The sequence below is a fragment of the Streptomyces sp. BYX5S genome (genome assembly GCF_054724165.1).
The window spans coordinates 7,803,082-7,828,617 of sequence record NZ_CM138829.1 but is presented as its reverse complement, the minus strand read 5'-3'; the positions used below and the strand labels follow the sequence as shown (position 1 = coordinate 7,828,617).

Sequence of the window (25,536 nt, the reverse complement as noted above, 5' to 3'; positions counted from 1 at the left end):
CGGAGGGGCTGAAACGCCCCGCCGGAGGGGCTTGATCTTCGAGGTGAATTCATGAGCGTTTCCGTCCGTATCCCCACCATTCTCCGCACCTACACCGGTGGTCAGGCCGAGGTGCCCGCCGAGGGGGCCACCCTGGGCGACGTCATCGCGGACCTGGAGAAGAACCACACCGGGATCGCCGCCCGCGTGCTGGACGATCAGGGCAAGCTGCGCCGTTTCGTGAACGTGTACGTGAACGACGACGACGTCCGTTTCGAGCAGGGTCTCGACACGGCGACGCCGGACGGCGCGGGTGTTTCGATCATTCCCGCCGTCGCCGGCGGCTGCTGATCTTCGCCGTTCCACACAGAGTTACCTGAATTGCCCCCTCCGCGAGAGAAACGGAGGGGGCAATTCAGCATGGTTGAGCGCGGTACAGTTGGGGAAGCTGCTGCGTTTCCCCGCGCGGTGCATGACGGGCGCATATGAGTTCTCGCCCCCGCCCCGACAAGAAGCAGCCAAAGTACCCGGCCCTTTCGGGCCTTTTATGGCATTTACGCGGCCCGAGTTGCACTGGGATCCGGTGAGTTGGCCCGGTTTCCCCGATCTGGCGTGCCCAGAATTCTCGTCCGATTGACCTGTTGCAGACGGCAGTTGTGCAGATACATTCAGCCGCGGTCGACGCGTTCCGGCGCACACCCCCATATCCCATGGGGCGTGAGGTCTGACCCGGGTCCGCGAAGTGCGGTCCTGCGCAAGGGCCAGTAATAGGGGAGTTAGGCATGGCTCAGGGCACCGTCAAGTGGTTCAACGCGGAGAAGGGGTACGGCTTCATCGCGGTCGACGGTGGTGCGGATGTTTTCGTCCACTACAGCGCGATTCAGATGGACGGCTACCGCACCCTGGAAGAGGGGCAGCGGGTCGAGTTCGAGATCTCGCAGGGCCAGAAGGGGCCGCAGGCCGACATGGTCCGCGTCGCCGCCGGCTGAACGCGCGCGTCAGACTGCAAGCTTGTACGTCGCACGTCATGGAGGGCTCGTCTCCCGGGTAGCCGGGGGCGGGCCCTTCGTGCTGAACGGGTGTTGCCTGCACCTTCGTGGTACGGCCTTGCACTCGAAGGGGTCGAGTGCTAATCATTGGGCTTAGCACTCTCCCAGTGAGAGTGACAGAACTTGGATCGGGTCGGTGAGGTCCGGGGACCGGGTGGTGCAAGGAGCCACAAGGTCCGCAGGCCGTCCGTCGCGGGCACCAGCACGGTCCGTTTGCGTTAGCCACCCCGTCCGGGAGGACCACTTCACATGGCCAAGATCATCGCGTTCGACGAGGAGGCACGGCGCGGCCTCGAGCGCGGCATGAACCAGCTCGCCGACGCCGTCAAGGTGACCCTGGGCCCCAAGGGTCGCAACGTCGTCCTCGAGAAGAAGTGGGGCGCCCCCACGATCACCAACGATGGTGTGTCCATCGCCAAGGAGATCGAGCTCGAGGACCCGTACGAGAAGATCGGCGCCGAGCTGGTCAAGGAGGTCGCGAAGAAGACGGACGACGTCGCCGGTGACGGCACGACGACCGCGACCGTCCTGGCCCAGGCGCTCGTTCGCGAAGGCCTTCGCAACGTAGCCGCCGGCGCCAACCCGATGGCCCTCAAGCGCGGTATCGAGAAGGCCACCGAGGCCGTCTCCGCCGCCCTTCTTGAGCAGGCCAAGGAGGTCGAGACCAAGGAGCAGATCGCTTCGACGGCCTCCATCTCCGCCGCCGACACCCAGATCGGCGAGCTCATCGCCGAGGCCATGGACAAGGTCGGCAAGGAAGGCGTCATCACCGTCGAGGAGTCCCAGACCTTCGGTCTGGAGCTTGAGCTCACCGAGGGTATGCGCTTCGACAAGGGCTACATCTCGGCGTACTTCGCCACCGACATGGAGCGTATGGAGGCCTCGCTGGAGGACCCGTACATCCTGATCGTCAACTCGAAGATCGGCAACGTGAAGGACCTCCTTCCGCTGCTCGAGAAGGTCATGCAGTCCGGCAAGCCGCTGCTGATCATCGCCGAGGACGTCGAGGGCGAGGCCCTGTCGACCCTGGTCGTCAACAAGATCCGTGGCACCTTCAAGTCCGTCGCCGTCAAGGCCCCGGGCTTCGGTGACCGCCGCAAGGCCATGCTCGGCGACATCGCCATCCTCACCGGTGGCACCGTCATCTCCGAGGAGGTCGGCCTCAAGCTGGAGAACGCCGGTCTCGACCTGCTCGGCCGCGCCCGCAAGGTCGTCATCACCAAGGACGAGACGACGATCGTCGACGGCGCCGGTGACAGCGACCAGGTCCAGGGCCGCGTCAACCAGATCCGTGCCGAGATCGAGAACAGCGACTCGGACTACGACCGCGAGAAGCTCCAGGAGCGCCTGGCGAAGCTCGCCGGTGGCGTCGCCGTCATCAAGGCCGGTGCCGCGACCGAGGTCGAGCTCAAGGAGCGCAAGCACCGCATCGAGGACGCCGTTCGCAACGCGAAGGCGGCCGTCGAGGAGGGCATCGTCGCCGGTGGTGGCGTGGCCCTGCTCCAGGCCTCCGCGGTCTTCGAGAAGCTGGAGCTCGAGGGTGACGAGGCGACCGGCGCCAACGCCGTGAAGCTCGCCCTGGAGGCCCCGCTCAAGCAGATCGCCGTCAACGGTGGTCTCGAGGGTGGCGTCGTCGTGGAGAAGGTGCGCAACCTGGCCGTCGGCCACGGTCTGAACGCCGCGACGGGTGACTACGTCGACATGATCGCCGAGGGCATCCTCGACCCGGCCAAGGTGACGCGCTCCGCGCTCCAGAACGCCGCGTCGATCGCCGCGCTGTTCCTCACCACCGAGGCCGTCATCGCCGACAAGCCGGAGAAGGCGGGCGCTGCGCCGGCCGGTGGCGGCATGCCGGGCGGTGACATGGACTTCTGAGCCGCTCGCGGTTCAGCCCGTCCTTGACCCGAGGGCGGCACCGTCTCCACGTGAGACGGTGCCGCCCTCGGGCGTTTTGCTGCGCCCAGCCCGTGGTTGACGCCTCGGGGCTCCGCCCCGGACCCCGCGCCTCAATCGCCGGCGGGGCTTGATGGGCCGGGCGGGGCTTGATGGGTCGAGCCGGGGTGACGTCTTCGCTCTGCGCGGTCATACGCGTGCCCGTTCGCCGCGGGGGGCCATCGCTGCTCGGGCCTCGGCGGCGCGGGCGCGGACGGCTTCCTCTGTGAGTGGGGCCGGGGGCGGGTAGGCGGGGCGGGTGCCTCGGCACAGTGCGCAGAAGCCGTCGGGCAGGGCCTCGGGGCGGCCGGGGGCGCCGCATTTTCCGCATTCCAGGAGGCGTAGGGGCCGCTGGTGGGGTGCGGGCGGTGGTGGCGGTGGGAGTTTGTCGCGCAGGCGGCGGGCCAGGAGGGCCGCCGGGCTGTGGACCGGGGTGGGGAGGCCCGCTGTCAGGGCGTGCAGCAGGGTGTCTTCGGTGGCGCCCCGCGCGAACCACTCCTCCACCTCCGGCGCGAGCCGAGCGCACTCCGTCGCCGACAGCGCCAGTGACGGCGCCGTGCGCCCGAGCGCGGCGAGCAGCAGTAGCGCGCGGCTGCGGGTGGGGGCGGCTCCCGGCGCGGGTTCGGGTTCTTCTTGCGCGGCCTCGGGTACGTCGCCCCGTACGTACGCCGTCCACCACGCGTCGCCGCGCGGCGTGCGGGAGAACCAGCTGCGGGTCACCCAACGGGCGCTTCCCGAGCCCTGGACGTGCTCGCGTCCGCGCCTCAAGTGGCCTGCCCGATGCAGGTTGTTGAGCGCCGTGCGCAGTGCCGCCTGGCCGTACGGGAGGTGCTTGGCGAGCGTCTTCACGGAGATGTCCGAGCCGTCGGGCAACCGGTCGATGTAGCCCGCGATGTGCGCTTCCCGGGGCGGCAGGTGCCCGAAGTCCTCGCCTGTTCGGGGGAGTTGGTCCGGAGCGGAACGCTTGCCGTAGCCCGGATTCGCGGCGGGGTGGGCTTCGGGGGACGGCGAGGCAGCACTAAAGTGGGTGTCAGCCACGGGATCTCCTTCGAAGATCTCGGTGGACAGACCCCCGTTAGGTGTTGGCGCACCGGCGGGGGTCGTTCGGTTATCGGGCACGTTAGGGCGTCGTCACCCTCCGTGGCAAGCCGGTGACGAGAAGTGTCCGGATTCTCAACTCGCAGGGTGGGAGGGTGGGTTGAGACCCACCTCCCCATCCTTGAAAGCAGGGCTCGGGGCGCGGGGCTTGAGCCTCGGGGCGGATCGGGTCGGCTCCGTCGCAGGTCGACGACGGACGCCGACGAGTTTCTTCCGCCGGGGCTTGAGCTTCGGAGGATCGGTGGGCCGCGGGTATCGGTAGGCCGTGGGTAAGTGAAATGCCGTCTCCGGGCGTGGGGAAGGTGTGGAGCAGCTGGAGTTCAGGGAGTTCTACCGCGCCAGTCAGGGCGACTGTCTGCGGACGGTGCTCGCTTGTGTGGGGGAGCGGCAGCTCGCCGAGGATCTGGTGGCCGACGCGTACGCGAAGGCCTGGGGGTCCTGGGCGAAGGTGGGCCGGCATCCCGCGCCGCGGGCCTGGATCGTGCGGACGGCGCTGAACACCCGGATCTCGTGGTGGCGCAGGCAGCGTCGGGAGGTCGTCGTCGACGGCGTTCCCGAGGTCGCCGGGCCGGCCGACGAGACGGGCCTCGACCCCGCGCTGCTCGCCGCGCTGCGCGGGCTGCCGCGACGGCAGCGGGAGGTGATCGCCCTGCGGGTCTTCCTCGACCTGGACACCAGGGCGACGGCGAAGGCCCTCGGGATCGCCGAGGGCACGGTCACCGCCCATCTGTCGCGGGCCGTCACGGCGCTGCGCGCACAACTCGTGACGGCGCAGGAGGGCGAGCGATGAGCGACGAACTGGGTGAGGTCCGCGGCGTGCTGCGGGAGGCGTTCGACGGGGTGGGCATGAGTGTCCCGGTCGAGCGGATCGAGGCGATGGGGAGGGCGCGCAGGCGGCGCCGCGTGACGACGACGCTGGGGGCGTGTGCCGCCGTGGCCGGACTCGCCGTCGCGGTGCCCGGCATCGGCTCGGGGACGGCGCCGCCGGGGAACGCCGCGGGCGGCGTGCACATCCGCAACGCGGCGTACACCGTGGACACGAAGACCGACGGGACGGTGCACGTCACCTGGGACAAGGACCGGTACTTCGCCGACCACGCCGGGGTCGAACAGGCCCTGCGGCAGGCCGGGTTCCCGGTGCTGATGAAGGTCGGCGAGTTCTGCGCCGGGCCCGGTGAGGGCGACGTCGGGCCGCGGGGGACAGGGCCGGGCGTGGAGCGGGTGATGCGGGGCGAGCGGGAGGACGACGGCCGTGTCACCTTCGTCTTCACGCCGTCCGCGATGCCGCACGGCAAGCAGCTGTTCATCGGCTACCTGAACGCCGAGCAGCTGAAGGTGACGAAGGGGCGGCCGGGCTCGATCGAACGGCTGGTGCCAACGGACGAGTCGTCGCTGGTCTGCTCGCCGCGGCTGCCGACGGGGCGCCGCTGACGGAGGGGGCGCGGAGCGGGGAGGCGGATGCCGTCCGCCGCCCCGCTCCCGCGGCAGGCTCAGGCCGCAGGCTGTTCGGAGAACGACTTCCAGGTGTCACGGCCCGCCCGCGAGGCGCTGGTGGCCGCCGCCTGCGCCTGGTGCATGGCGCGGGTGGCCAGCTCGGCGGGCGGCACGTCCCAGGTGCCGGTCCAGTCGCGGCCCGCGCGGACCATCTCGTAGACGAGGACGCCGATCCCGGCCATGGCGGTGAGGGTGCCGATCCCGGTGAGCACCGCCCCGGCGGTCAGGCGGCTCCGCTCCGGGCGGAACTCGGTCCAGGAGATCTTCGAATAGGTGCTGTCAGCCATGGGCCCAGGATGCGGGAGGCCGGGCGCGGGCGCATGTGGAGCGGTGACCGCGGGGTGACGCCGCTCGTTGGGCGGGCATGACGAACAGCCTGCGTACGCGCGTACTGGCGACTGCCGTGTCGGCCCTGGCTCTGGTGGGTACGGCGGCCTCCGCGGCGGGCGCCGCCGACCACCGGCCCGAGCCGCCCGGACACACCGTGATCATGTCGAACGAGCAGTGGGACGCGCTGCACGGCCTCGGCCTTCCGGCGACCGGTTCGTGGGACGCGTCGGTTCAGCGTTCGTAGTGGTAGCGGCAGGCGGCGACGCGGATCTCGTCCTCGACGACCTTGTACACGAGCCGGTGCTCGTCCGTGATGCGACGGGACCAGTAGCCCTGAAAACCGTGCTTGAGGGGTTCCGGCTTGCCGATTCCCTCGTTGCCGTTGCGGGCGATGTCCTGGAGCAGCGAGTTGATCCGCTTCAGGACCTTGCGGTCTTGCGTCTGCCACCAGACGTAGTCCGCCCAGCTCGACTCGTCCCAGACGAATTTCATTCCGCCAGCTCCCTGACCGCACCGCCGCCGTTCTCCAGGCGGTCGATGGACGCGAGCAGGCGCCTGGCGTTCTCGGGGCTGCGCAGGAGGTAGGCCGTCTCCTTCAACGACTCGTACTCCGACAGCGCCACGATGACGACGGGGTCGTGACCGCTGCGCGTCACTATGACCTCCTCGCGGTCGTCCACCACCGCGTTGAGCGTCTCGGCGTACTTGGCGCGGGACTCGGTGTAGGTCATGGTGCGCAAGGCTGTCCTCCTCGTGGTGTACGGAATCCTGTACGTACAGGAAACTGTACGTGTCGTCCGTCGGCTGCGGCAACCATGCTCGACATGCCGTGAGGGCGGCACCCCGTCGTGTACGAGGTGCCGCCCTCATGGTGTGGGTGGGGTCGGTGGCGTCAGACCTTCGCCGGTTCCTTGTCCGTCGTCGACGGGGTCGGCTTCGGGGCCGACGGGCCCGCCTCGGCGTGGGCCTCGGGGGATTCGCCCGCGTCGACGTCCGCGTTGAACTCGACGAGCATCTCCTTCGTGAAGCCGAAGTAGTACGTCGCGAGGAACCCGACGACGTAGCCGACCAGCAGGCCGCCCAGGTAGATCGCGCAGGTCACGCCCAGCCCCTTGTTGCCGTCGAGGAGCGGGAACAGGGCCCAGCCGGACGGGCCGATGGCCGTCGAACCGACCTTGTCGCCGAGCATCGAGAACAGTCCGACGAACGCGCCGCCCGCCGCGCCGCCGACGCACGCCGTGATGAAGGGGCGGCCGAGCGGGAGCGAGACACCGTAGATGAGGGGTTCGCCCACGCCGAGGAAGCCCGCGGGGAGCGCCGACTTGATGGTCTTGCGGATCGAGTGGTTGTTCTTGAGCTTCTTGAAGACGGCGATCGCCGCGCCGACCTGGCCCGCGCCCGCCATCGCCAGGATGGGGAGCAGAACGGTGTAGCCCTGCTGCTCGATGAGCGTGGTGTGGATCGGGATCAGGGCCTGGTGCAGGCCCAGCATGACGAGGGGGAGGAAGAGGCCGCCGAGGACGAGGCCCGCGAACGCGCCCGTGTTGTCGAGCAGCCAGTTCGCCGCCGTACCGATGCCCGTGGAGACCTCACCGGCGACGTACATCAGGCCGAAGATCGTGACCAGGCCGGAGATCAGGACCGTCAGGGTGGGGGTGACCAGGACGTCGACCGCCTCCGGGACCCACTTGCGGCACCACTTCTCGATGTAGACCGCGAGCACCGCCGCGCCGAGCGCGCCGAGCACACCGCCCTGGCCGGGGGAGAGCTTCTGGCCGAACGCCTCGATGTTGGCGACGCCCGGGTACACGATGATCGCCGCGACCGCGCCGCCGAGGATCGGTGTGCCGCCGAACTCCTTCGCCGTGTTGTAGCCGACGAACACCGCGATCAGCGCCATGAAGCCGGAGGCCATGGCGGCGAGCGCCGGGGTGACGGCCGGCAGCCACTCCAGGTTGATCAGCAGGCCGTTGAGGCCGGCGATGATGCCGCAGCCGATCAGGGCCGGGATCAGCGGCACGAAGATGTTCGCGATCTTGCGCAGGAACAGCTTGAACGGCGTGGCGTTCTTCGCCTTCTGCTGGGCCCTCATCGCGGCGCCCTGGGCGGCGAGGTCGTCCGCGGAGTGCCCCGCCGCGGGGGCGGGCTCGGGCGCCGGGGCGGCCGCCCTGCCCTCCTCCACCAGCGTCTCGAACTCGGGCGTGACCCGGGCGACCTTCCCGGGCCCGAGGACGATCTGGTACGTCTCGTCCTCGACGACGCCCATGACGTCGGGAAGCGCCTTGAGCGCCTCGTCCTGGACGAGCGAACGGTCCGCGATCCCCAGGCGGAGCCGGGTCATGCAGTGGGCTACGGAGGTGACGTTCGAAGCGCCGCCGACGAGCGGGAGGATCGCGGCGGCGACGGCGCGGTTCTTGTTCTCGGCGTTATCGGCCATGGTGCGTCTTGCCTTGCTGTGCAGGTGGAGCTCGGGGTGGGCGGGGGACTGGCTACGGGGAACCGACTACTTGGTGGCGGCGGCCGCGAGCGCGGCGCGCAGGTGGCCGTCGGACTCCGTGAGGAGCCGGTCGGCGGTGGGGCCGTCGACGTCGCCGAGGACGACGAGGATGGCGTTCTTGACCTCGCCGTCGGTCGCGGCGAGCGCGGCCTCGATGGCGGCGTCGTCGGCGCCGGTGGCGAGGGAGACGATGCGGCGGGAGCGGGCCCGCAGCTTCTCGTTCGACGCGCGTACGTCGACCATGAGGTTTCCGTACGTCTTGCCGAGCCGGATCATGGAGATCGTCGACAGCATGTTGAGTACGAGCTTCTGCGCCGTGCCGGCCTTGAGGCGGGTCGAGCCGGTGAGCAGCTCGGGGCCGACGACGACCTCGATGCCGTGGTCAGCGGCGGCGGCGAGGGCGCTGTCCGCGTTGCAGGACAGGCCGACGGTGAGCGCGCCGTAGCGGGTGCGGGCGTGTTCGACGGCGCCGATCGCGTACGGGGTGCGGCCCGAGGCCGAGATGCCGACGACGATGTCGTTCTCGGTGAGGTTGATGCCGTCGAGGTCGGCGGCGGCGAGTTCCTTGGAGTCCTCGGCGCCCTCCACGGCCTTGACCATGGCGGAGGGGCCGCCCGCGATCAGGCCGACGACCTGGCCGTCCCAGGTGTTGAAGGTGGGCGGGCACTCGGAGGCGTCGAGCACGCCCATCCGCCCGGCCGTGCCGGCGCCCGCGTAGATCAGGCGGCCGCCGCGGGACATGCGGTCGGCGATGCCGTCGATGGCGGCGGAGATCTGGGGGAGCTGGGCGGCGACGGCGGTGGGGACGGAGGCGTCCTCGCCGTTCATCAGCTTGGCGATCTCCAGGGTGGAGAGCTGGTCGATCTCGGCGAGTTCCGGGCGGAAGGCCTCTGTGGTGAGGGTGGCGAGTTGGGCGCGGAGGTCGGCGTACGTCGCGTCGGCGTCGGGGGTGGCGGTCATCGGGGGTCGGCTCTCTGTGCGGGCGGGAGGGTTCTGTTGCGGTGGGACGGCGTTGCGGTCGCGGGGCCCTGCCCCGGACCCCGCTGCTCAATCGCCGCAGGGGCTTGAAGGTGGGCGGGCTTCTCGTTGCGGTCGGCCGGGGGCACGGTCACGGGGCGCTGCCCCGGGCCCCGCGCCTCAATCGCCGGCGGGGCTTGATGTGGGCTGACGAGGGCGGCGATGTGGAGCCCCGTCGGGCCGGGCCCTCGATCGGCGGGTGGGCACAGTGGAGCCCCTCCGGCGATTGAGGAGCGGGGTCATGGGCGGCCTCCCCGTGGAGCGGGCCGGTGGCGGTGGGCCAGCGCCTCGTAGGACGCGGACAGCGCCGGCGCCGCCGTCTCGTAGGTGCGCTGCGCCACCCCCACGAACAGACAGTCCACGACCAGCAGCTGACTCGTCCGCGAGGACATCGCCGCGGGCCGCAACTCGCTCTCCCGCGCGATGGACGTCGTCAGTATGTGATCCGCGTACTGGGACACCGGACTGCCGGGCCGCCCCGTGATCGCGACGGTGGTGGCACCCCGCTCGAACGCGAGCCGCAACGGCTCGATGACGTCGCCGGTCGTACCGGAGTGGGTGATCGCCACCGCCACGTCCCCCGAGCGGAGCGTCACCGCGTTGTGGACCGCCAGGTGCGGGTCGCTGTGCGCGTACGCGTGCCGCCCGATGCGCAGCAGCTTCTGCGCGAGGTCCTGGGCGACGAGGCCGGAGGCCGCCATGCCGTAGATCTCGACGCGGCCCGCGTTCGCCATCGCGGTCACGGCGGCGCCGAGCTGCGCGGTGTCGAGTCCGGCGGCGGTGTCGGCGAGGGTCTGCTGCTCGTCGTACGCGAGCTTGGCGACGACGTCGGTGAGCGGGTCGTCGACGGCGATGTCCGCGGTCACGGCGGGCGCCCGGCCCGACTGCTGCTGGGCGGCGAGTCCGGCGAGCGCGAGGCGCAGGTCGCGGTAGCCGGGGTAGCCGAGGATGCGGGCGGTGCGGACGACCGTGGCTTCGCTGGTTCCGGTGAGCTCGGCGAGGCCGGTGACCGTGAGGGCGGCGCAGCCGGCGGGGTCCCCGGCGACGGCCTCGGCGACCCGTTGCATGGAGCGGGTCATGGACGGCGCGAGGGTGCGCACCTTGGCGGCGAGGGCCGCGGGGGCGGGTGGGGCGTCCCCGCCGAAACTTTCCTTCACGTCATTGCTCACGTGATGAAAGATATTTTCGGAGGGGGGATCGGTCAAGGGTCCTTCGGCCCGGGACGGAGGTGGGAGCGGGGGCGCGGGCGGGAGCGCGGGGGCGGGGTTGCGGACGCGGGGCTCCGCCCCGGACCCCGCTGCTCAATCGCCGCAGGGGCTTGAAGGTGGTCCTGCTGCTCGATCGCCGCAGGGGCTTGAAGGTGGTCCCGCTGCTCGATCGCCGCAGGGGCTTGAAGGTGGGCCTGCTGCTCGATCGGCGCCGAGGCTTGAAGGTGGGCCTGCTGCTCGATCGCGACAAGGGGTTCAGGGTGGGGGTGGGCGCACAATGGGGGGATGGACACCATCAGCCCCTTGGAGCAGGCCCTGCACGCGGCCCGCGCGCTCGTGCTCGCGGATCTGAAGGCCGGGGACGTCGCGGATTCGGACATCGTGTCGCTCGTGGAGGAGTCGATCGCCGCGCGGCGCTGGTGGGTGGAGCAGTGGCCGGAGGGGGTGGAGTTCGTGGTCGGGCTCGTCGCCCAGGACGTCAAGGACGGGATCCTGGAGCACCACGGCCGCTGGCCGCTGTGCCCGGTGTGCGGTCCGGACTCCGCCACCGAGGCTCCGCACGCGCTGGACGTCGAGCCGGAGCTGGGCGCGGACCCGCACTGGGTGTGCTCGGAGGCGGGCGTGACCGTGGCGCCGGTCGGCGGCCTCGGGTCGGTGGCGGGGTGACGGTCCGTTGACGGTCTACATCGATCCGCCGAACTGGCCGGGCCACGACCGTATGTGGTCGCACCTGGTCAGCGACGTCTCGTACGACGAACTGCACGCGTTCGCCCGGACGTTGGGGGTGCCGCCGCGCGCCTTCGAGCGCGACCACTACGACCTCCCGTCGCACCGGTACGCGGACGCGGTGCGCGCGGGAGCCGTCGAGATCGGCTCGAAGGAACTCGTGCGCAGGCTGACGGAGGCGGGCCTGCGGAGGCGGAAGGGGAGTTAGTTCCGGGCCTCTCCGGCGATCGAGGAGCGGGGTTCGGGGCGGAGCCCCGTGACGTCGGGCACGCTTCCGGAGCCCGTGACGACCTTCGACCTCGCCCGCCGGTGCAGCCGCGACGACACCACCGTCAACGCCAGCGCGACGATCGTCATCGCCCCACCGGCCCACGCCGTCGCCGGATAGCCGAGGCCCGCGTCGATCACCGTGCCACCCAGCCAGGGACCGCCCGTGTTGCCCAGGTTGAACGCCGCGGTCGTCGTGGCACCCGCCAGCGTGGGGGCGGCGCCCGCGACGTTGAACATCCGGGCGTTGAGGGCCGGAGCCGTGTAGAACGCGGAGAAGCCGAGCAGGAACGACAGCAGCACCGCCGCGACCCCGAACCGGCCGAGCAGCGCGAGGACCACCAAGAACACCGTGGACGCGGTGATGCCGGTCAGCAGCACCCCGAAGAGGTGCGCGTCCGCGATCCGCCCGCCGAGCGTCGTACCGGCGAGCGCGCCGACCCCGAACAGCGCGAGCACGGCCGGGACCCAGCCGTCGGGGAGACCGGCGACGTCCGTCAGGAGCGGCGAGAGATAGCTGAACGCGCAGAACACGCCGCCCGCGGCGAGCGCCGTGACGGCGATGGACAGCCACACCTGACGGTCCGCGTAGATGCTCAACTCCCGCCTCAGGCGCGGCCGTTCGGCGGGCACTGGAATGGCCGGCACGAGCGTCACGATGCCGACGAGGGCGATCGCCGAGGCGGCGCCGACCGCCCAGAACGCCGCGCGCCAGCCGAGTCCCTCGCCGAGGAACGCGCCCGCGGGGACGCCGAGCACGTTCGCGATGGACAGGCCGCCGATCATCACGGCCATGGCGCGGGCCCGCTGGTTCACCGGCACCATCGCGATGGCGACCGCCGCGCCGACCGCCCAGAACCCCGCGCAGGCGAGGGCCGAGACGACGCGGGAGGCGAACAGGACCGCGTAGGTCGGGGCGAGCGCGCCCGCGACCTGGCCGAGGCCGAACACCGTGATGAGCGAGATGAGCGTGGTCCGGCGCGGCAGGCGCAGGGTGGCGACGGCGAGGAGCGGGGCGCCGACCACCATGCCGATGGCGAAGGCCGAGATCAGCAGTCCGGCCTGCGGGATCGTGACGTCCATGTCGTCGGCGACCGCGGGCAGCAGCCCGGAGAGCATGAACTCACTGGTCCCGAGCGCGAAGACGCTGAGGCCGAGCATGTAGACGGCCATGGGCATGCGGTTGCCGGGGCGAGGGGCGGGGCCGGGGGAGGGGGTGGGCTGTGGGGACATGTAAGGAGCCAACCCGGGTGTCGAAGGTGGCATTCCCGCCGTGGTGTGTCGTGGCGCACCGTTCGGGCGCCGTTCACACGCGCCGCGGGCGACGGGGTCAGGGGGTGAGCAGGGTCAGCTCGGCGGTGAGGTTCTCGCGGGCGGCCGACTCCCATCGGGACCTGCCGTACGGGGTCCTGAACAGCCGCGGCAGGTCGAGGAGTTGGCGCAGCACCGCGGCCCGGCCCTCGCGGAACGCCTCGTCGGGCACGAAGGCGTACTCCGCGCGCACGGCCTTGGTGTACGCGGCGTACGCGGGGGTCGGTGCGGCCAGGATCGCCAGGTCGGCGTCGCACAGCGCCTCGCCGTTGGTGTCGTCCTCGGCCGGGTCGTGGGTGACGGTGAGGCGGACGAGGCGGGCCACCTCGGCGACGTCCCGCGCGCTCAACCCGGCCTCCGTCAGGGCGCGTTCGGCGAGCGCGGCGGACCGCTCCTCGTTCTCCGAGCGGTCCGGCCGGTACACCGCGTCGTGGAACCAGGCGGCGAGCCGCACGAGCTCGGGCTCCGCCGCGTGCTCCTCCAGCACGTCGATGTGGTCGAGGACCGCCGCGAGGTGGTCGACGGTGTGGTACTTGCGCTGGGGCTCCGACCAGCGGGCGAGGAGGTTGTCGGCGTACGGGTACGGGTCGGGGCCGGTGCCCGCGTCGGGGCCGCCTGCCGCGCGTGCCGTGCGCAGGGTGCGGGCCCACCGCTCGCGCAGGTCGGGGGCGGCCGGGTCGGGGGCGTCGTACGTCATGGGACCGACCCTAGGGCCTGACCTCCGTGGCGCCTCTACCGTGTGGGCCATGACATCAGGTGTCGTACGAGACGAAGCGCGTGACCCCGAGCTGCCCGGTCGGCTGCTGGCCGCCGAACGGGACGTGCTGATACCGCTGTTGAGGGCCAGGCCGGACGCGGATTTCGAGCTGCGCACCGCGTGTCCGGGGTGGACGGTGCGGGATGTGCTCGCGCACTGTTCGGCTGCGTTGACGCGGGTCGTGGAGGGCCGGTTCGAGAAGGGGGTGTTCAGCCCCGAGGCCAACGACCAGGACATCGCGGAACGGGCCGCGTGGACCCACCAGGAGGTGGTGGACGAGCTGGAGCGCGGCATGACGGAGGCGGGCGCGGCGATCGCCTCGGCCGGCGGGGTGCTGGACGGGGTGGCGCTCGGGGAGTGGGTGCACGCCGGAGACGTACGGGACGCCTTCGGCGAGCCCGGGGCGTACGCCGGGGTGGGGCTGCCGCTGGCGCTCGACCTCATGGTGCGGATCAGCCGGGAGCGGGGGCGGCCGGCGCTCCACGCGGACCTGGACGATGTGGACGAGCCGGTGCTCCTCGGCGAGGTGGGGGAGGGCCCGCCCGCGCGGTACATCGGCGGGGCGGCGACGCTGGTCCGCCTCTTCGCGGGACGGCCGGTGGTGGGCACACGCTACGAACTGGCCGGCACCCACGAACCCCAACTGAACCTCTTCGGCTGAGCGGCCCCATCAAGCCCCTGCGGCGTTTGAGCAGCGGGGTCCGGGGCGGAGCCCCGGGGGTGAGGGCGCGGTGGCGGCGGCCGGGAAAATGGTTGGCCCGCACCGGAGGGCGTCACGTACACTCGCGCGTCTGCCCGCCTCCCCGCCCCACCCACACCCACCCGTGGCCGGACGGCCGGAGCGCCGCCGACCGGACGGAAACCGGCCGGGACCCACCCGACGCGTACCCGGAACCGGAGGCAGAACCCCGTGAGCACGTCCCCGTCGCCGACCCCCTCGCCCTCACCGTCGCCCTCCCCGCTCGACCGCGAGCGCGCCCACCTCGTCTCGTCCCGCTCCGCCCTGCGCGCGATGCGCGAGGACGCGCAGGCCCTCGACATCCGCGACGTCACCGCGAACTGGGTCAACGCCGAGGTGCTGCAACACCAGATCGACGCACGGATCAAGGCGCTCGCCGACCTCAGCCACACCCCCCTCTTCTTCGGCCGCCTCGACTACGTCCACGCCCCCGGCGCGGAACAGGCCGAGGGTGCCGACGGCGAGAAGTTCTACATCGGCCGCCGCCACGTGCACGACGCCGACGGCGACCCCATGGTCATCGACTGGCGCGCGCCCGTCTCCCAGCCGTTCTACCGGGCCTCCAAGAAGGACCCGATGGACGTCGCGCTGCGCCGCCGCTTCGGTTACACGGGCGGCGACCTCACCGCGTACGAGGACGAACACCTCACCGACCCCGCCGAGGCGGAGCGCACCAGCAAGCTGCTCCAGCAGGAGATCGAGCGCCCGCGCGTCGGCCCGATGCGCGACATCGTGGCGACCATCCAGCCCGAGCAGGACGAGATCGTGCGCAGCGGCCTCGCCGGTTCGGTGTGCGTACAGGGCGGGCCCGGCACCGGTAAGACCGCCGTCGGCCTGCACCGCGTCGCGTACCTGCTGTACGCGCACCGGGAGCGCCTCGCCCGCACCGGCACGCTCGTCATCGGGCCGAACGCGTCCTTCCTCCACTACATCGAGCAAGTCCTCCCGGCGCTGGGCGAGTTGGAGGTCAAGCAGGCGACGGTCGACGACCTCGTGGGCAGCGTGGTGGAGGTGCGCGGCGCCGACGAGCCCGCGGCCGCGCTCGTGAAGGGCGACGCGCGGATGGCGGAGGTGCTGCGGCGCGCCCTGCGTGCGCACATCACGCTGCCGACCGAGGGCATCGTGGTCGTCCGCGGCTCGCGGCGCTGGCGGGTCGCTTCGTACGAACTGGAGGAGATCGTACGGGAGTTGATGGGCCGTGACATGCGGTACGGGGCCGCGCGCGAGGCCCTGCCGCAGCGGATCGCGCACGCCGTGCTCGTCCAGATGGAGCGCGCGGGCGAGGCCCCCGACGACCGGGTGCAGAACGCGGTGGCGCGGAACGCGGCGGTGAAGGCGCTCGTCAAGGAGGTCTGGCCCGCGGTCGACCCGGCGAAACTGGTGCTGCGGCTGCTGTCGGACGCGGACTTCCTCGCCGAGCACGCGCGGGGGCTGCTGGACGAGGAGGAGCGCAAGGCCGTGCTGTGGGCGAAGCCCGCGCGGAGCGTGAAGAGCGCGAAGTGGTCGGCGGCGGACGCGGTGCTGATCGACGAGGCGCGGGACCTGATCGAGCGGACGCACTCGCTCGGCCATGTCGTGCTCGACGAGGCGCAGGACCTGTCGCCGATGCAGTACCGGGCGGTGGGGCGGCGGGCCACGACGGGGTCGGTGACCGTGCTCGGGGACCTCGCGCAGGGGACGACGCCGTGGGCGACGCGGAGCTGGGACCAGGCGCTGGCGCATCTCGGGAAGCCGGACGCGGTGGTCGAGGAGCTCACGGCGGGCTTCCGTGTCCCGACGGACGTCATCACGTACGCGTCGCGGCTGCTGCCGGAGATCGCGCCGGGGCTCACGCCGGTGGCGTCGGTCCGGGAGAACCCGGGGGCGTTCGAGGTGCGGGAGGTTTCCGGGGCGGGCGAGGTGGTGGCGGCGTGCGTGGAGGCGTTGCGGCACGAGGGGTCGGTGGGGCTCATCGCGGCGGACGCGCGGTGCGGGGCGCTGGGCGCGGCGCTCGACGGGGTGGGGTTGCGGTATCTCGCGCCGGGCGAGGAGACGACGGCGGAGGCGCGGTTGACGTTGGTGCCGGCGTCGTTGGCCAAGGGGTTGGAGTACGACTACGTGGTACTGGACGAGCCGGCGGCCGTGGTGGACGGTGAGCCCGACGAGCGGACGGGGCTCCGCCGCCTCTACGTCTCCCTGACCCGGGCGGTCTCCGGGCTCCTGGTCACCCACGAGGCTCCGCTGCCGCGGCAGTTGACGTAAGACTGTTGCGCCGCACCGCACGGGGCTCCGCCCCGGACCCCGCTCCTCAATCGCCGGAGGGGCTTGATGTGGTGGGCCAATTCAAGCCCCTGCGGCGTTTGAGCAGCGGGGTCCGGGGCGGAGCCCCGAGCGGGTGGGCGGGTCAGGCGTCGACGGTGGTGCGCCACACCCGTACCGCCTCCGGCGACACCGCCGCGTCCCACCCACCCGGCCGCGCCGCCCCGCCGATGTGGAACCCGGTGACCCCCGCCGCCCGCAGCACCGCCACATGGTCGAGCCGCAACCCCCCACCCACGAGCAGCCGCGGCTCGTACCCGGGATCGCCGGAGGCCCCCCGCGCCGCCTCCGCGAGGAGCACGTCGAGCCCCGCGTCCACGCCGTCCGCCGACCCGGCCGTCAGATACGTGTCGAGCCCCGGCAGATCCGCCAACTGCTTGCGCAGCGCGTCCCGGTCGGCCGCCCGGTCGATGGCCCGGTGGAACGTCCACCGGCACCCGTCCAGCTCCGCCACGAGCCGCTCGACGGCCGCGAGATCCGGCCCCCCGTGCTCGTCCAGGAACCCGAGCACGAACTCGTCCGCCCCGGCCGCCCGCAGCTCCCGCGCCCGCTCCACCAGCGCCGCCACGTCCCCCGCCGCGAACCCGTCCGCGAGCCGCAGCATCACCCGCAGCGGGATGTCCACGGCGGCCCGTACCGCCGTGAACGTCTCCACCGACGGCGTCAGCCCGTCCGCGGCCATGTCGGTGACCAGCTCCAGGCGGTCCGCACCCCCGGCCTGCGCGGCGACCGCGTCCTCGGCGTCGAGGGCGATCACCTCCAGGACTGCACGCTTGCTCATGAGGCTCGGCTCCTGTCGCGACGGCCTGCCCGGGGCACCGAGACAGGTCTAGTCCAATGTCCCGCTCAGCCTACGCCGCGTGCACCGTGAACGCAGCCGTCCGTACCTCGCCGTCGTGCTTGAAATCGAGGAAGAGCCGGTACGTGCCCTTGCTGGGCGCGGTCGCCGTGAACGCGACCTCCGGCCCCGGTTTGCCGTCGTGCGGGTGAACGTGCAGGTACGCGAGGTCACCGGAGCGCAGCGCGACCAGGTGCCCGTACGCACCGAGGTACGGCTCCAGGTCGGTGACCGGCCGCCCGTCCTTGCGAACGCTGAGCGTGAGCTCGCTCGCCGCGCCCGCCGCCAGCTCGCCCTCCACCCGGACCTCGTAGCCGTCGTCGACGCGCGCCGTCGTGGCGGGCTCCGGCAGCGGCGCGGGCTGGTACGTCCCCGCGACGCCGAGCCCGGCGCCCAGCGTCAGCCCCTCCTTCTCGCCGCGCGGCGAGAAGTCGGCGAAGACGCGGTAGTCGCCCGCCTTGGGGAGCGAGACCGGGGTCGACCAGGTGCCGTCGGCGTCCCGTACGGGGTGCAGATGGCGGTAGGCGGTCAGGTCGCGCGAGGCGACGATCAGGTGCAGCTCCTTGCCGTGCTCCTTCTTGTACGTGGTCAGGGGCGCGTCGGCGCCGTGTCCGCCGCCCTCGTCGTGCCCGTCGCTCCCGTCGCCCTCGCCGTCCTGGCGGATCGTGAAGCGCAGTTCGCCGGTGCGGTCCGGCAGCCGGTCGCGTTCGAGGTCGAGCGTGTAGCCGCGCTCGGAGACCTGGAGGCCGCCGGGCGTGAGATCGGCGGCGTCCGTCGCGGTGTCGCCGCCGTGCCCGGCGCCCTCACCGCCGCCGTGCTCGGCGTCCCCGCTCTCCTTGCCCTTCTCCTTGCCCATGTCCTCGTGCGCGGCCGGCCGCTTCTCGGCGACGACCGGGTCGGCCGCGCTCCCGACCCCGTACGCGGTGCCGAAGGTGGCGGCCGCTGCCGCGGCGAAGGCGGCGATCTTCAGTCCGGTCTGCATAACGGGCTCCTCGGCCGGTTTCGGGTGCGCTGTGTCTGTGCGCTGTGTCGTAGCCGCATTCATGAAGATACCCCTAGGGGGTATGAAGTCAAGGCGGGGCCCGCCTTGCTTTTGATACCCCCCAGGGGTATAAATGGATCACAGGCCGGGGTCTCTGACGTCCCGGTCACCCGGACCCGAGGAGGCATCATGTCGGCGCACACCGCTGCCCCGCCTGCGCAGGTGGAACTCGCCATCGGCGGCATGACCTGCGCGTCGTGCGCCGCGCGCGTCGAGAAGAAGCTCAACCGCATGGAAGGCGTCGAGGCCACCGTCAACTACGCCACCGAGAAGGCGAAGGTCGCGTACGCCGACGGGGTGGAGGTCGCCGACCTGATCGCGACCGTCGAGGCCACCGGCTACACGGCGCGCGAGCCCGCGCCGCCCGCCGCCGCCTCCGCGCCGGGCACCGGCGAGCAGGCGGAGGACGCGGCCGACGACGAGCTGCGCCCGCTGCGCCAGCGCCTGATCACCGCGGTGGTCCTCGCCGTACCCGTCGTCGCGATGGCGATGATCCCGGCCCTCCAGTTCGAGTACTGGCAGTGGCTGTCCCTGACGCTCGCCGCGCCCGTCGTCGTGTACGCCGCCTGGCCCTTCCACAAGGCCGCCTTCACCAACCTGCGGCACGGCGCCGCGACCATGGACACCCTGATCTCGCTGGGCGTGTCGGCCGCGTTCCTGTGGTCGCTGTGGGCCCTGTTCTTCGGTACGGCCGGTGAGCCCGGCATGACGCACCCCTTCGAGCTGACGATCGGCCGCAGTGACGGCGCGGCGAACATCTACCTGGAAGCCGCCGCGGGCGTCACCGCCTTCATCCTCGCGGGCCGCTACTTCGAGGCCCGCTCCAAGCGGAAGGCGGGCGCCGCGCTCAGGGCGCTGCTCGAACTCGGCGCGAAGGACGTCACCGTGATCCACGAGGGCGGCCACGAAATGACCGTCCCCGTGGAGGACCTGAAGGTCGGGGACCGGTTCCTGGTGCGGCCCGGCGAGAAGATCGCCACCGACGGGACCGTCGTCGAGGGCACCTCCGCCGTGGACGCCTCCATGCTCACCGGCGAGTCCCTGCCGGTCGAGGTCGCGGCCGGCGACGCCGTCACCGGCGCCACGCTCAACGTCGGCGGGCGCCTCGTCGTCGAGGCCACCCGGGTCGGCGGCGACACCCAGCTCGCCCGGATGGCGAAGCTCGTCGAGGACGCGCAGAACGGCAAGGCCGCCGCCCAGCGGCTCGCGGACCGCATCTCCGGTGTCTTCGTGCCGGTCGTCATCGCCCTCGCCGTCGCCACCCTCGGCTTCTGGCTCGGCAACGGCGCGGGGCTCACCGCCGCCTTCACCGCCGCGGTCGCCGTCCTGATCATCGCCTGCCCGTGCGCCCTGGGCCTCGCCACGCCCACCGCGCTCCTGGTCGGCACCGGCCGCGGCGCCCAGCTCGGCATCCTCATCAAGGGCCCCGAGGTCCTGGAGTCGACCCGCGCCGTCGACACGATCGTCCTCGACAAGACCGGAACCGTCACCACCGGACGGATGACCCTCCTCGGCACGCACACCGCCGACGGCGTCGAGCGCGCCGAAGTGCTGCGCCTGGCGGGCGCGTTGGAGCACGCCTCCGAGCACCCCATCGCCCAGGCCGTCGCGGCGGGGGCCGCCGACGAGGTCGGGGCGCTGCCCTCGCCCGAGGACTTCGTGAACGTCGCCGGGCTCGGCGTCCAGGGCGTCGTCGACGGGCACGCCGTGCTCGTCGGGCGCGAGAAGCTGCTGAAGGAGTGGGAGATCCACCTCCCGCAAGAGCTCGCGCAGGCCAAGGCGGCGGCCGAGGAGGCCGGGCGCACGGCGATCGCGGTCGCCTGGGACGGTGAGGCGCGCGCGGTCCTGGAGGTCGCCGACGCGGTGAAGGAGACCAGCGCCGAGGCCATCGCGTCGCTGCGCGGGCTCGGGCTGCGGCCGGTGCTGCTGACCGGGGACAACGAGGCGGTGGCCCGTTCCGTGGCCGCCGAGGTCGGCATCACGGACCCGGCGGACGTCATCGCCGAGGTCCTTCCGCAGGACAAGGTCGACGTCGTCAAGCGCCTTCAGGAAGAGGGGCGTTCGGTGGCCATGGTCGGCGACGGCGTCAACGACGCGGCGGCGCTCGCGCAGGCCGACCTGGGGCTCGCGATGGGCACGGGGACGGACGCGGCGATCGAGGCGGGGGACCTGACCCTCGTACGGGGTGATCTGCGGGCGGCGGTCGACGCGATCCGCTTGTCGCGGCGGACGCTCGGCACGATCAAGGGGAACCTGTTCTGGGCGTTCGCGTACAACGTCGCGGCGATTCCGCTGGCCGCGGCGGGGTTGTTGAATCCGATGATCGCGGGGGCGGCGATGGCGTTCTCGTCGGTGTTCGTGGTCGGCAACAGCCTGCGGCTCCGCGGGTTCCGGGGCAGCTACTAGGCGCGCGGCACCGGGGCGACAGCCACGGGGCTCCGCCCCGGACCCCGCTGCTCAATCGCCGCAGGGGCTTGATCGTTCCAGCCCCGCCGGCGTTTGAGGCGCGGGGTCCGGGGCGGAGCCCCGCGGCGTGGGGACGGTGCCGGTCAGCTCTCCGTGAGGAGGTCGTCCGCGTCGACGATGCGGTAGGCGTACCCCTGCTCCGCGAGGAACCGCTGCCGGTGCGCGGCGAAGTCCTGGTCGATGGTGTCGCGCGCGACGACCGAGTAGAAGCGGGCCTCGTGGCCGTCGGCCTTCGGGCGGAGCACACGCCCGAGCCGCTGCGCCTCCTCCTGCCGCGAGCCGAACGTGCCGGACACCTGGATCGCGACCGTCGCCTCCGGAAGGTCGATCGAGAAGTTCGCGACCTTCGACACCACGAGGACGTTGATCTCGCCCTCCCGGAACGCGTCGAAGAGCTTCTCCCGCACCGCGTTCGTCGTCTCGCCCTTGATCACGGGCGCGTCCAGGTGCTCGCCCAGCTCGTCGAGCTGGTCGATGTACTGGCCGATGACGAGCGTCTGCTGGCCCGCGTGCTTCTTCACCAGCGCCTCCGTGACCTTCCGCTTCGTGGCGGTCGTCGCGCAGAACCGGTACTTCTCCTCGGCCTCGGCGGTGGCGTACGCGAGCCGCTCGGAGTCGGTGAGGTTGACCCGCACCTCGACGCAGTCGGCGGGCGCGATGTACCCCTGCGCCTCGATCTCCTTCCACGGAGCGTCGAACCGCTTCGGCCCGATCAGCGAGAAGACGTCCGACTCGCGCCCGTCCTCGCGTACGAGGGTGGCGGTGAGCCCGAGTCGGCGCCGCGCTTGCAGATCGGCCGTGAACTTGAAGACCGGCGCGGGCAGCAGGTGCACCTCGTCGTACACGACGAGTCCCCAGTCGCGGGAGTCGAACAGCTCCAGGTGCGGATACACACCCTTCCGCTTGGTGGTCAGCACCTGGTACGTGGCGATGGTGACCGGCCGGATCTCCTTCTTCGTACCGCTGTACTCGCCGATCTCGTCCTCGGTCAGGGACGTCCGCTTCACCAGCTCGTGCTTCCACTGGCGGGCGGAGACGGTGTTGGTGACGAGGATCAGCGTGGTCGCCTTGGCCTCGGCCATGGCCCCGGCGCCGACGAGTGTCTTGCCGGCGCCACAGGGCAGCACGACGACGCCGGAACCGCCGTGCCAGAAGTTCTCGACGGCCTGCTTCTGGTACGGCCGCAGCGACCAGCCGTCCTCCGCGAGGTCGATGGCGTGCGCCTCGCCGTCCACGTACCCGGCGAGGTCCTCGGCGGGCCAGCCCAGCTTCAGCAGCGTCTGCTTGATCTGGCCGCGCTCGGAGGGGTGCACGGCGACGGTGTCGGCGTCGATCCGGGCGCCGACCAGCGGCTGGATCCGCTTCGAGCGCAGGATCTCCTCCAGGACCGGCCGGTCGGTGGAGGTGAGCACGAGCCCGTGCGCCGGGTGCTTGCTGAGGGTGAGGCGCCCGTAGCGGTCCATCGTCTCGGCGATGTCGACGAGCAGCGCGTGCGGCACCGGGTACCGGCTGAACTCCACCAGCGCGTCCACGACCTGCTCCGCGTCGTGCCCGGCGGCCCGCGCGTTCCACAGGCCGAGCGGCGTCACACGGTAGGTGTGGATGTGCTCGGGGGCGCGCTCCAGCTCCGCGAACGAGGCGATCGCCCGGCGGCACGCGTCGGCCTGCTCGTGGTCGACCTCCAGGAGCAGGGTCTTGTCGCTCTGGACGATGAGAGGACCGTTCACGTACGCACATCCCTTCGGCACATGGCACGGACACCAGGTACGGGCCAAACGTCCAGTGTGCCGCATCCCCGCGAACGCGGGCGGTCAGCTCTCGGAGAGCTCCGCCACTCCCGTCACGCGGTGCAGCGGATACGTACGGACCTCGTCGGCCGTGTGGTCGTAGGCCGTGACGAAGCCGCCCTCCACGCGGACGGGGGCGATGACGCGCTGGCTGGCGGCGCCCTCGGCGTTGACGTAGCCGATCCAGAGGGCCTCGCCGGTGAGGACCGCGGCCTGCATCGTGGCGAGGGTCTCGGCGGAGGTGGTGCGGGGCAGTTCGCCGTTGCCGGGGTGGGCCGGGGCCTGCTTGCGGGGGACCGTGGAGGCGGCGTCGCCCGCGCGGATGGCGCGCAGCGCCGCGTCGACGAGGGTGTCGTCGGGCAGCGGGGGGCCGTCGGGGACGGGGGCCGGTGCGGTGCGGGGCGGGGTGCGGTGGGCGTGCGCGCGGGCGATCAGGACGTCGCCCTCCGGGGTTTCGGCGGCCGGGGCGAAGCCCATGGCGCGCAGGCCCTCCAGGAGCGTGCCGGGGTCGGCCTGCGCGGCGAGGACGGTGGGGGCGAGGCGGCGCAGGCGGAGGGCGGCGGCGCGCTTGTCGGCCAGGATCTCGCCGAGCACGGCGTCGTCGTCGCAGCGTACGTAGGCGCTCGCCGCGCCGATGCGGAGGTGGCCGTGGCGGCGGGCGACGTCGTCGATGAGGTAGGCGAGGGGCTGCGGGACGGGGGTGCGGGAGTGCTTCGCGAGGAAGGTCTGGAGGTCCGACGCGGTGCGGCCGGCGTCCAGTGCGCGGCGTACGGAGCCCGGGGTGAAGCGGTAGACGGTCGCGCCGCCCTTCGACTCGACGTCGGCGAGGACGGAGAGGGCGTCCGCGAGGGGGCGTTCCAGGGGGCCGGGGGCGACGGCGGTGAGGTCGGCCTGGAGCAGGACGTGGTCGAGGGGGTCGGGGAGCAGGGGGGCGAGGAGCTTCGCGGCGCGGGCGGCGGTGAGGGCCGACTCCGTGGGGGTGGGTGGGTGGTGGTGGGCGTCGGCCGCCGGGCCGGGGGTCGTCGTGGTCGACGCCTCGGGGCTCCGCCCCGGACCCCGCTGCTCAATCGCCGCAGGGGCTTGATCGGCTTGATCGGCTTGGGTGGGGGGCAGGAGGGCTCTGCCGTGGGTGGAGAGGGCGCCGCGGCCGGTGATGCCGAGGAGTTCGGCCTCCGTGAGGGTCCATCGGGCGAGGCGGGTGCGGAGGTCGAGGGAGGCGGGGGAGGGGCGTTCCCACGTGAGGCGTTCGATCACGGACTCGGGTTCCGGGGAGGCGCCCTCCGGCAGCTCCGAGTGCAGCAGGGCGAGGACCCGGTGGCGTACCTCGGGAGCCGCCGAACGGTCCAGGTGGGGGCCGAGGGCGGACAGCGTTCTGTCCTTGCCGTCGCGACCGCCCACCAGGCCCGCCGTACGGGTCGCCGGGAGCCACGCCGCGGCCAGCCGCTCCCAGCGCTCGGCGGGCGGCAGCAGTACCCACTCGTCGTACGCGGGCGTCGCCGCGTACCGCTCGTCGGCCTCGCCGTCCGTGGCCAACAGGCCCGCCGCGTAGGCGAGTTCGACCCAGAAGGCGGCGGTCGGCTCGGTGGTGTCGAGGGCGGCGGCGGTGCGCTTGAGATCGCGGACGCTGAGGCCGCCCGCGCGCAGGACGGCGGGGCCGCCCTCGTCCCAGTCCTTCAGCAGCTCCTCGACGGTCGCCACCGCCGTGTACGCCTCGGCGGCGGCGGTGGCGTCCACAACCTGTGGACGGTGCGCGGCCTTCTCCCGTACGGCGGGCGCGAGCGGTTCCAGCTCGCGGTGCGCCCGGCCGCCGCGCAGGTGGAGGGCGGCCTCGCGGGGCAGGACCACGGTGCCGGGGGTGGTCGGGACGAGCAGCGCACGGTCGAGCAACCACCGCAGGTGCGCGGCGGGTTGGGCCGTGACCTGGCCGTACGGGGGTCCCCACACGAGCCGGTTCAGCACGTCGAGCGATTCGGTGGGCGCCTCGTCGAGCAGCGCCGACATCCGGGTCTGGTCGGTGAAGAGGGCGGTGAGCGCGGCGATCGCGGAGACGGGATCGTGCGTGGACGGCAGCCCGGCCGCCGCGACGATGTCCTGGACACGGCCCGGCGACATGCCGGAGGTGGCCTCGGCGACGGTGGGGCCGAGGCCCGTCGGGGAGGGGTGCTGCGGGGTGGGCGCGAGCAGTTCACGGGCGGTGCGCACGAGGCGCAGCTGGTCGTCGCCGCCCCAGGCGAGGGCCTGGTCGCGGAGGGTGGCGACGGCGCGGGGGAGCGCGGCGGTGGTGTCCTCGCCGGGCAGGAGGGACCGGAGCGTGTCGTACGTCGTCGGGTCCGGGGCCACCGCGAGGGCCTGCGCGACCTGCTGCGTGAAGCGGTCGAGGCGGTCCAGGGCGCGGATCACCGAGGCGCGGGTGCCGGCGCGGGTGGCGAGCTGCGTCATGTCGTTCGGCACGGGGCCGAGCAGGTCGGGGCGGGCCCGCAGGAGCGCCGCGAGGGAGGCGTCGTCCCATGCGCGGAGCGCTTCCGCGAGGGAGCGGGGTGTCGCCGCGGTCGTCTGCTCGTCACTGCTCATCCCACCCACGGTAGCGGGTACGCCTGGCGTGGCCCGCCGTTGAGCGGCCCGGGGCGGGGGCCGTCGCGTGCTCACCCCGCACCGGGGTGCCGCCTTGCCCACCCTGCCGCCCTTGGCGGCAGATTGCCCA

Annotated in this window: 24 protein-coding genes; 11 read left to right on the top strand and 13 right to left on the bottom strand. The window is 72.4% G+C overall.

What is annotated here, in order from left to right:
• Positions 1 to 51 precede the first annotated feature (51 nt).
• From ACYBSK_RS35330 to groL, 3 genes are all read left to right on the top strand, one after another.
• Positions 52 to 330, top strand: a complete 279-nt coding sequence (locus ACYBSK_RS35330) for a ubiquitin-like small modifier protein 1 (RefSeq protein WP_457481324.1) — start codon at positions 52 to 54, stop codon at positions 328 to 330.
• Positions 331 to 761: 431 nt separating this feature from the next.
• Positions 762 to 968 (top strand): cold-shock protein, encoded by a 207-nt coding sequence (locus tag ACYBSK_RS35325; protein WP_030576453.1) that lies wholly within the window; start codon positions 762 to 764, stop codon positions 966 to 968.
• A gap of 309 nt (positions 969 to 1,277) precedes the next feature.
• Complete coding sequence (groL, locus tag ACYBSK_RS35320) at positions 1,278 to 2,903, top strand: chaperonin GroEL (protein WP_457481323.1); 1,626 nt, start codon at positions 1,278 to 1,280, stop codon at positions 2,901 to 2,903.
• Between the two features lie 207 nt (positions 2,904 to 3,110).
• Here the strand turns inward: groL and ACYBSK_RS35315 are convergent, their stop codons facing one another.
• The gene (locus tag ACYBSK_RS35315) at positions 3,111 to 3,998 is read right to left on the bottom strand and encodes a hypothetical protein (protein ID WP_460244540.1); all 888 of its coding nucleotides are present in this window, start codon (positions 3,996 to 3,998) and stop codon (positions 3,111 to 3,113) included.
• Positions 3,999 to 4,362: 364 nt separating this feature from the next.
• Between ACYBSK_RS35315 and ACYBSK_RS35310 the strand changes: the two genes are divergently transcribed.
• On the top strand, positions 4,363 to 4,848 hold the full coding sequence (locus ACYBSK_RS35310; protein ID WP_460244539.1) for a SigE family RNA polymerase sigma factor: 486 nt from the start codon (positions 4,363 to 4,365) through the stop codon (positions 4,846 to 4,848).
• Positions 4,845 to 5,489 carry a hypothetical protein gene (locus tag ACYBSK_RS35305; RefSeq protein WP_460244538.1) on the top strand — a complete coding sequence of 215 codons (645 nt, stop codon included), beginning with the start codon at positions 4,845 to 4,847 and terminating at the stop codon, positions 5,487 to 5,489. Before ACYBSK_RS35310 ends, ACYBSK_RS35305 begins: the two co-directional genes overlap by 4 nt.
• Before the next feature lie 59 nt (positions 5,490 to 5,548).
• Here ACYBSK_RS35305 and ACYBSK_RS35300 read toward each other — a convergent pair whose 3' ends face one another.
• Positions 5,549 to 5,839, bottom strand: coding sequence for a hypothetical protein (locus tag ACYBSK_RS35300; RefSeq protein ID WP_460244537.1), 291 nt, complete (start codon positions 5,837 to 5,839; stop codon positions 5,549 to 5,551).
• A 77-nt stretch (positions 5,840 to 5,916) separates the two neighbouring features.
• Here ACYBSK_RS35300 and ACYBSK_RS35295 point away from each other — a divergent pair, with 77 nt between their 5' ends.
• On the top strand, positions 5,917 to 6,126 hold the full coding sequence (locus ACYBSK_RS35295) for a hypothetical protein (RefSeq protein WP_460244536.1): 210 nt from the start codon (positions 5,917 to 5,919) through the stop codon (positions 6,124 to 6,126).
• Here ACYBSK_RS35295 and ACYBSK_RS35290 read toward each other — a convergent pair.
• The 5 genes from ACYBSK_RS35290 to ACYBSK_RS35270 all read right to left on the bottom strand — a co-directional run bounded on the left by ACYBSK_RS35290 (position 6,114) and on the right by ACYBSK_RS35270 (position 10,565).
• Entirely contained in the window at positions 6,114 to 6,374 is a 261-nt protein-coding gene (locus tag ACYBSK_RS35290) for a Txe/YoeB family addiction module toxin (protein ID WP_460244535.1), read from the bottom strand. The genes ACYBSK_RS35295 and ACYBSK_RS35290 overlap by 13 nt on opposite strands.
• Positions 6,371 to 6,622 (bottom strand): type II toxin-antitoxin system Phd/YefM family antitoxin, encoded by a 252-nt coding sequence (locus ACYBSK_RS35285; protein ID WP_460244534.1) that lies wholly within the window; start codon positions 6,620 to 6,622, stop codon positions 6,371 to 6,373. Before ACYBSK_RS35285 ends, ACYBSK_RS35290 begins: the two co-directional genes overlap by 4 nt.
• 152 nt (positions 6,623 to 6,774) lie before the next feature.
• Positions 6,775 to 8,319: a PTS transporter subunit EIIC gene (locus ACYBSK_RS35280; RefSeq protein ID WP_460244533.1), complete on the bottom strand. Its 1,545-nt coding sequence runs from the start codon at positions 8,317 to 8,319 to the stop codon at positions 6,775 to 6,777.
• Between the two features lie 66 nt (positions 8,320 to 8,385).
• The gene (gene murQ, locus ACYBSK_RS35275) at positions 8,386 to 9,339 is read right to left on the bottom strand and encodes an N-acetylmuramic acid 6-phosphate etherase (protein WP_460244532.1); all 954 of its coding nucleotides are present in this window, start codon (positions 9,337 to 9,339) and stop codon (positions 8,386 to 8,388) included.
• Between the two features lie 296 nt (positions 9,340 to 9,635).
• Complete coding sequence (locus tag ACYBSK_RS35270) at positions 9,636 to 10,565, bottom strand: MurR/RpiR family transcriptional regulator (RefSeq protein WP_460244531.1); 930 nt, start codon at positions 10,563 to 10,565, stop codon at positions 9,636 to 9,638.
• Between the two features lie 324 nt (positions 10,566 to 10,889).
• Between ACYBSK_RS35270 and ACYBSK_RS35265 the strand changes: the two genes are divergently transcribed.
• Positions 10,890 to 11,270 (top strand): hypothetical protein, encoded by a 381-nt coding sequence (locus ACYBSK_RS35265; protein WP_457481313.1) that lies wholly within the window; start codon positions 10,890 to 10,892, stop codon positions 11,268 to 11,270.
• A 7-nt stretch (positions 11,271 to 11,277) separates the two neighbouring features.
• Positions 11,278 to 11,538, top strand: a complete 261-nt coding sequence (locus ACYBSK_RS35260) for a DUF4031 domain-containing protein (protein WP_457481312.1) — start codon at positions 11,278 to 11,280, stop codon at positions 11,536 to 11,538.
• Here ACYBSK_RS35260 and ACYBSK_RS35255 read toward each other — a convergent pair.
• Together ACYBSK_RS35255 and ACYBSK_RS35250 are read right to left on the bottom strand one after the other, a co-directional pair.
• Complete coding sequence (locus ACYBSK_RS35255; protein ID WP_460247160.1) at positions 11,535 to 12,776, bottom strand: Cmx/CmrA family chloramphenicol efflux MFS transporter; 1,242 nt, start codon at positions 12,774 to 12,776, stop codon at positions 11,535 to 11,537. The genes ACYBSK_RS35260 and ACYBSK_RS35255 overlap by 4 nt on opposite strands.
• 151 nt (positions 12,777 to 12,927) lie before the next feature.
• Positions 12,928 to 13,605: an HD domain-containing protein gene (locus tag ACYBSK_RS35250; RefSeq protein WP_460244530.1), complete on the bottom strand. Its 678-nt coding sequence runs from the start codon at positions 13,603 to 13,605 to the stop codon at positions 12,928 to 12,930.
• A 49-nt stretch (positions 13,606 to 13,654) separates the two neighbouring features.
• Between ACYBSK_RS35250 and ACYBSK_RS35245 the strand changes: the two genes are divergently transcribed.
• Together ACYBSK_RS35245 and ACYBSK_RS35240 are read left to right on the top strand one after the other, a co-directional pair.
• A complete protein-coding gene (locus ACYBSK_RS35245) occupies positions 13,655 to 14,326 on the top strand; it encodes a maleylpyruvate isomerase family mycothiol-dependent enzyme (RefSeq protein ID WP_460244529.1) in 672 nt (223 codons plus the stop codon).
• A gap of 351 nt (positions 14,327 to 14,677) precedes the next feature.
• Entirely contained in the window at positions 14,678 to 16,645 is a 1,968-nt protein-coding gene (locus ACYBSK_RS35240; RefSeq protein WP_460247159.1) for a HelD family protein, read from the top strand.
• Positions 16,646 to 16,787: 142 nt separating this feature from the next.
• On the opposite strand, the gene ACYBSK_RS35235 is transcribed toward ACYBSK_RS35240, so the two are convergent.
• Together ACYBSK_RS35235 and ACYBSK_RS35230 are read right to left on the bottom strand one after the other, a co-directional pair.
• Positions 16,788 to 17,483 carry a copper homeostasis protein CutC gene (locus ACYBSK_RS35235; protein ID WP_460244528.1) on the bottom strand — a complete coding sequence of 232 codons (696 nt, stop codon included), beginning with the start codon at positions 17,481 to 17,483 and terminating at the stop codon, positions 16,788 to 16,790.
• 70 nt (positions 17,484 to 17,553) lie between these two features.
• A complete protein-coding gene (locus tag ACYBSK_RS35230; protein WP_460244527.1) occupies positions 17,554 to 18,522 on the bottom strand; it encodes a hypothetical protein in 969 nt (322 codons plus the stop codon).
• Positions 18,523 to 18,711: 189 nt separating this feature from the next.
• Here ACYBSK_RS35230 and ACYBSK_RS35225 point away from each other — a divergent pair, with 189 nt between their 5' ends.
• Positions 18,712 to 20,988 (top strand): heavy metal translocating P-type ATPase, encoded by a 2,277-nt coding sequence (locus ACYBSK_RS35225; RefSeq protein ID WP_460244526.1) that lies wholly within the window; start codon positions 18,712 to 18,714, stop codon positions 20,986 to 20,988.
• A 143-nt stretch (positions 20,989 to 21,131) separates the two neighbouring features.
• Here ACYBSK_RS35225 and ACYBSK_RS35220 read toward each other — a convergent pair whose 3' ends face one another.
• The gene (locus tag ACYBSK_RS35220) at positions 21,132 to 22,775 is read right to left on the bottom strand and encodes a DNA repair helicase XPB (protein WP_457481306.1); all 1,644 of its coding nucleotides are present in this window, start codon (positions 22,773 to 22,775) and stop codon (positions 21,132 to 21,134) included.
• An 84-nt stretch (positions 22,776 to 22,859) separates the two neighbouring features.
• Complete coding sequence (locus ACYBSK_RS35215; protein WP_460244525.1) at positions 22,860 to 25,406, bottom strand: helicase-associated domain-containing protein; 2,547 nt, start codon at positions 25,404 to 25,406, stop codon at positions 22,860 to 22,862.
• Positions 25,407 to 25,536: the final 130 nt, after the last annotated feature.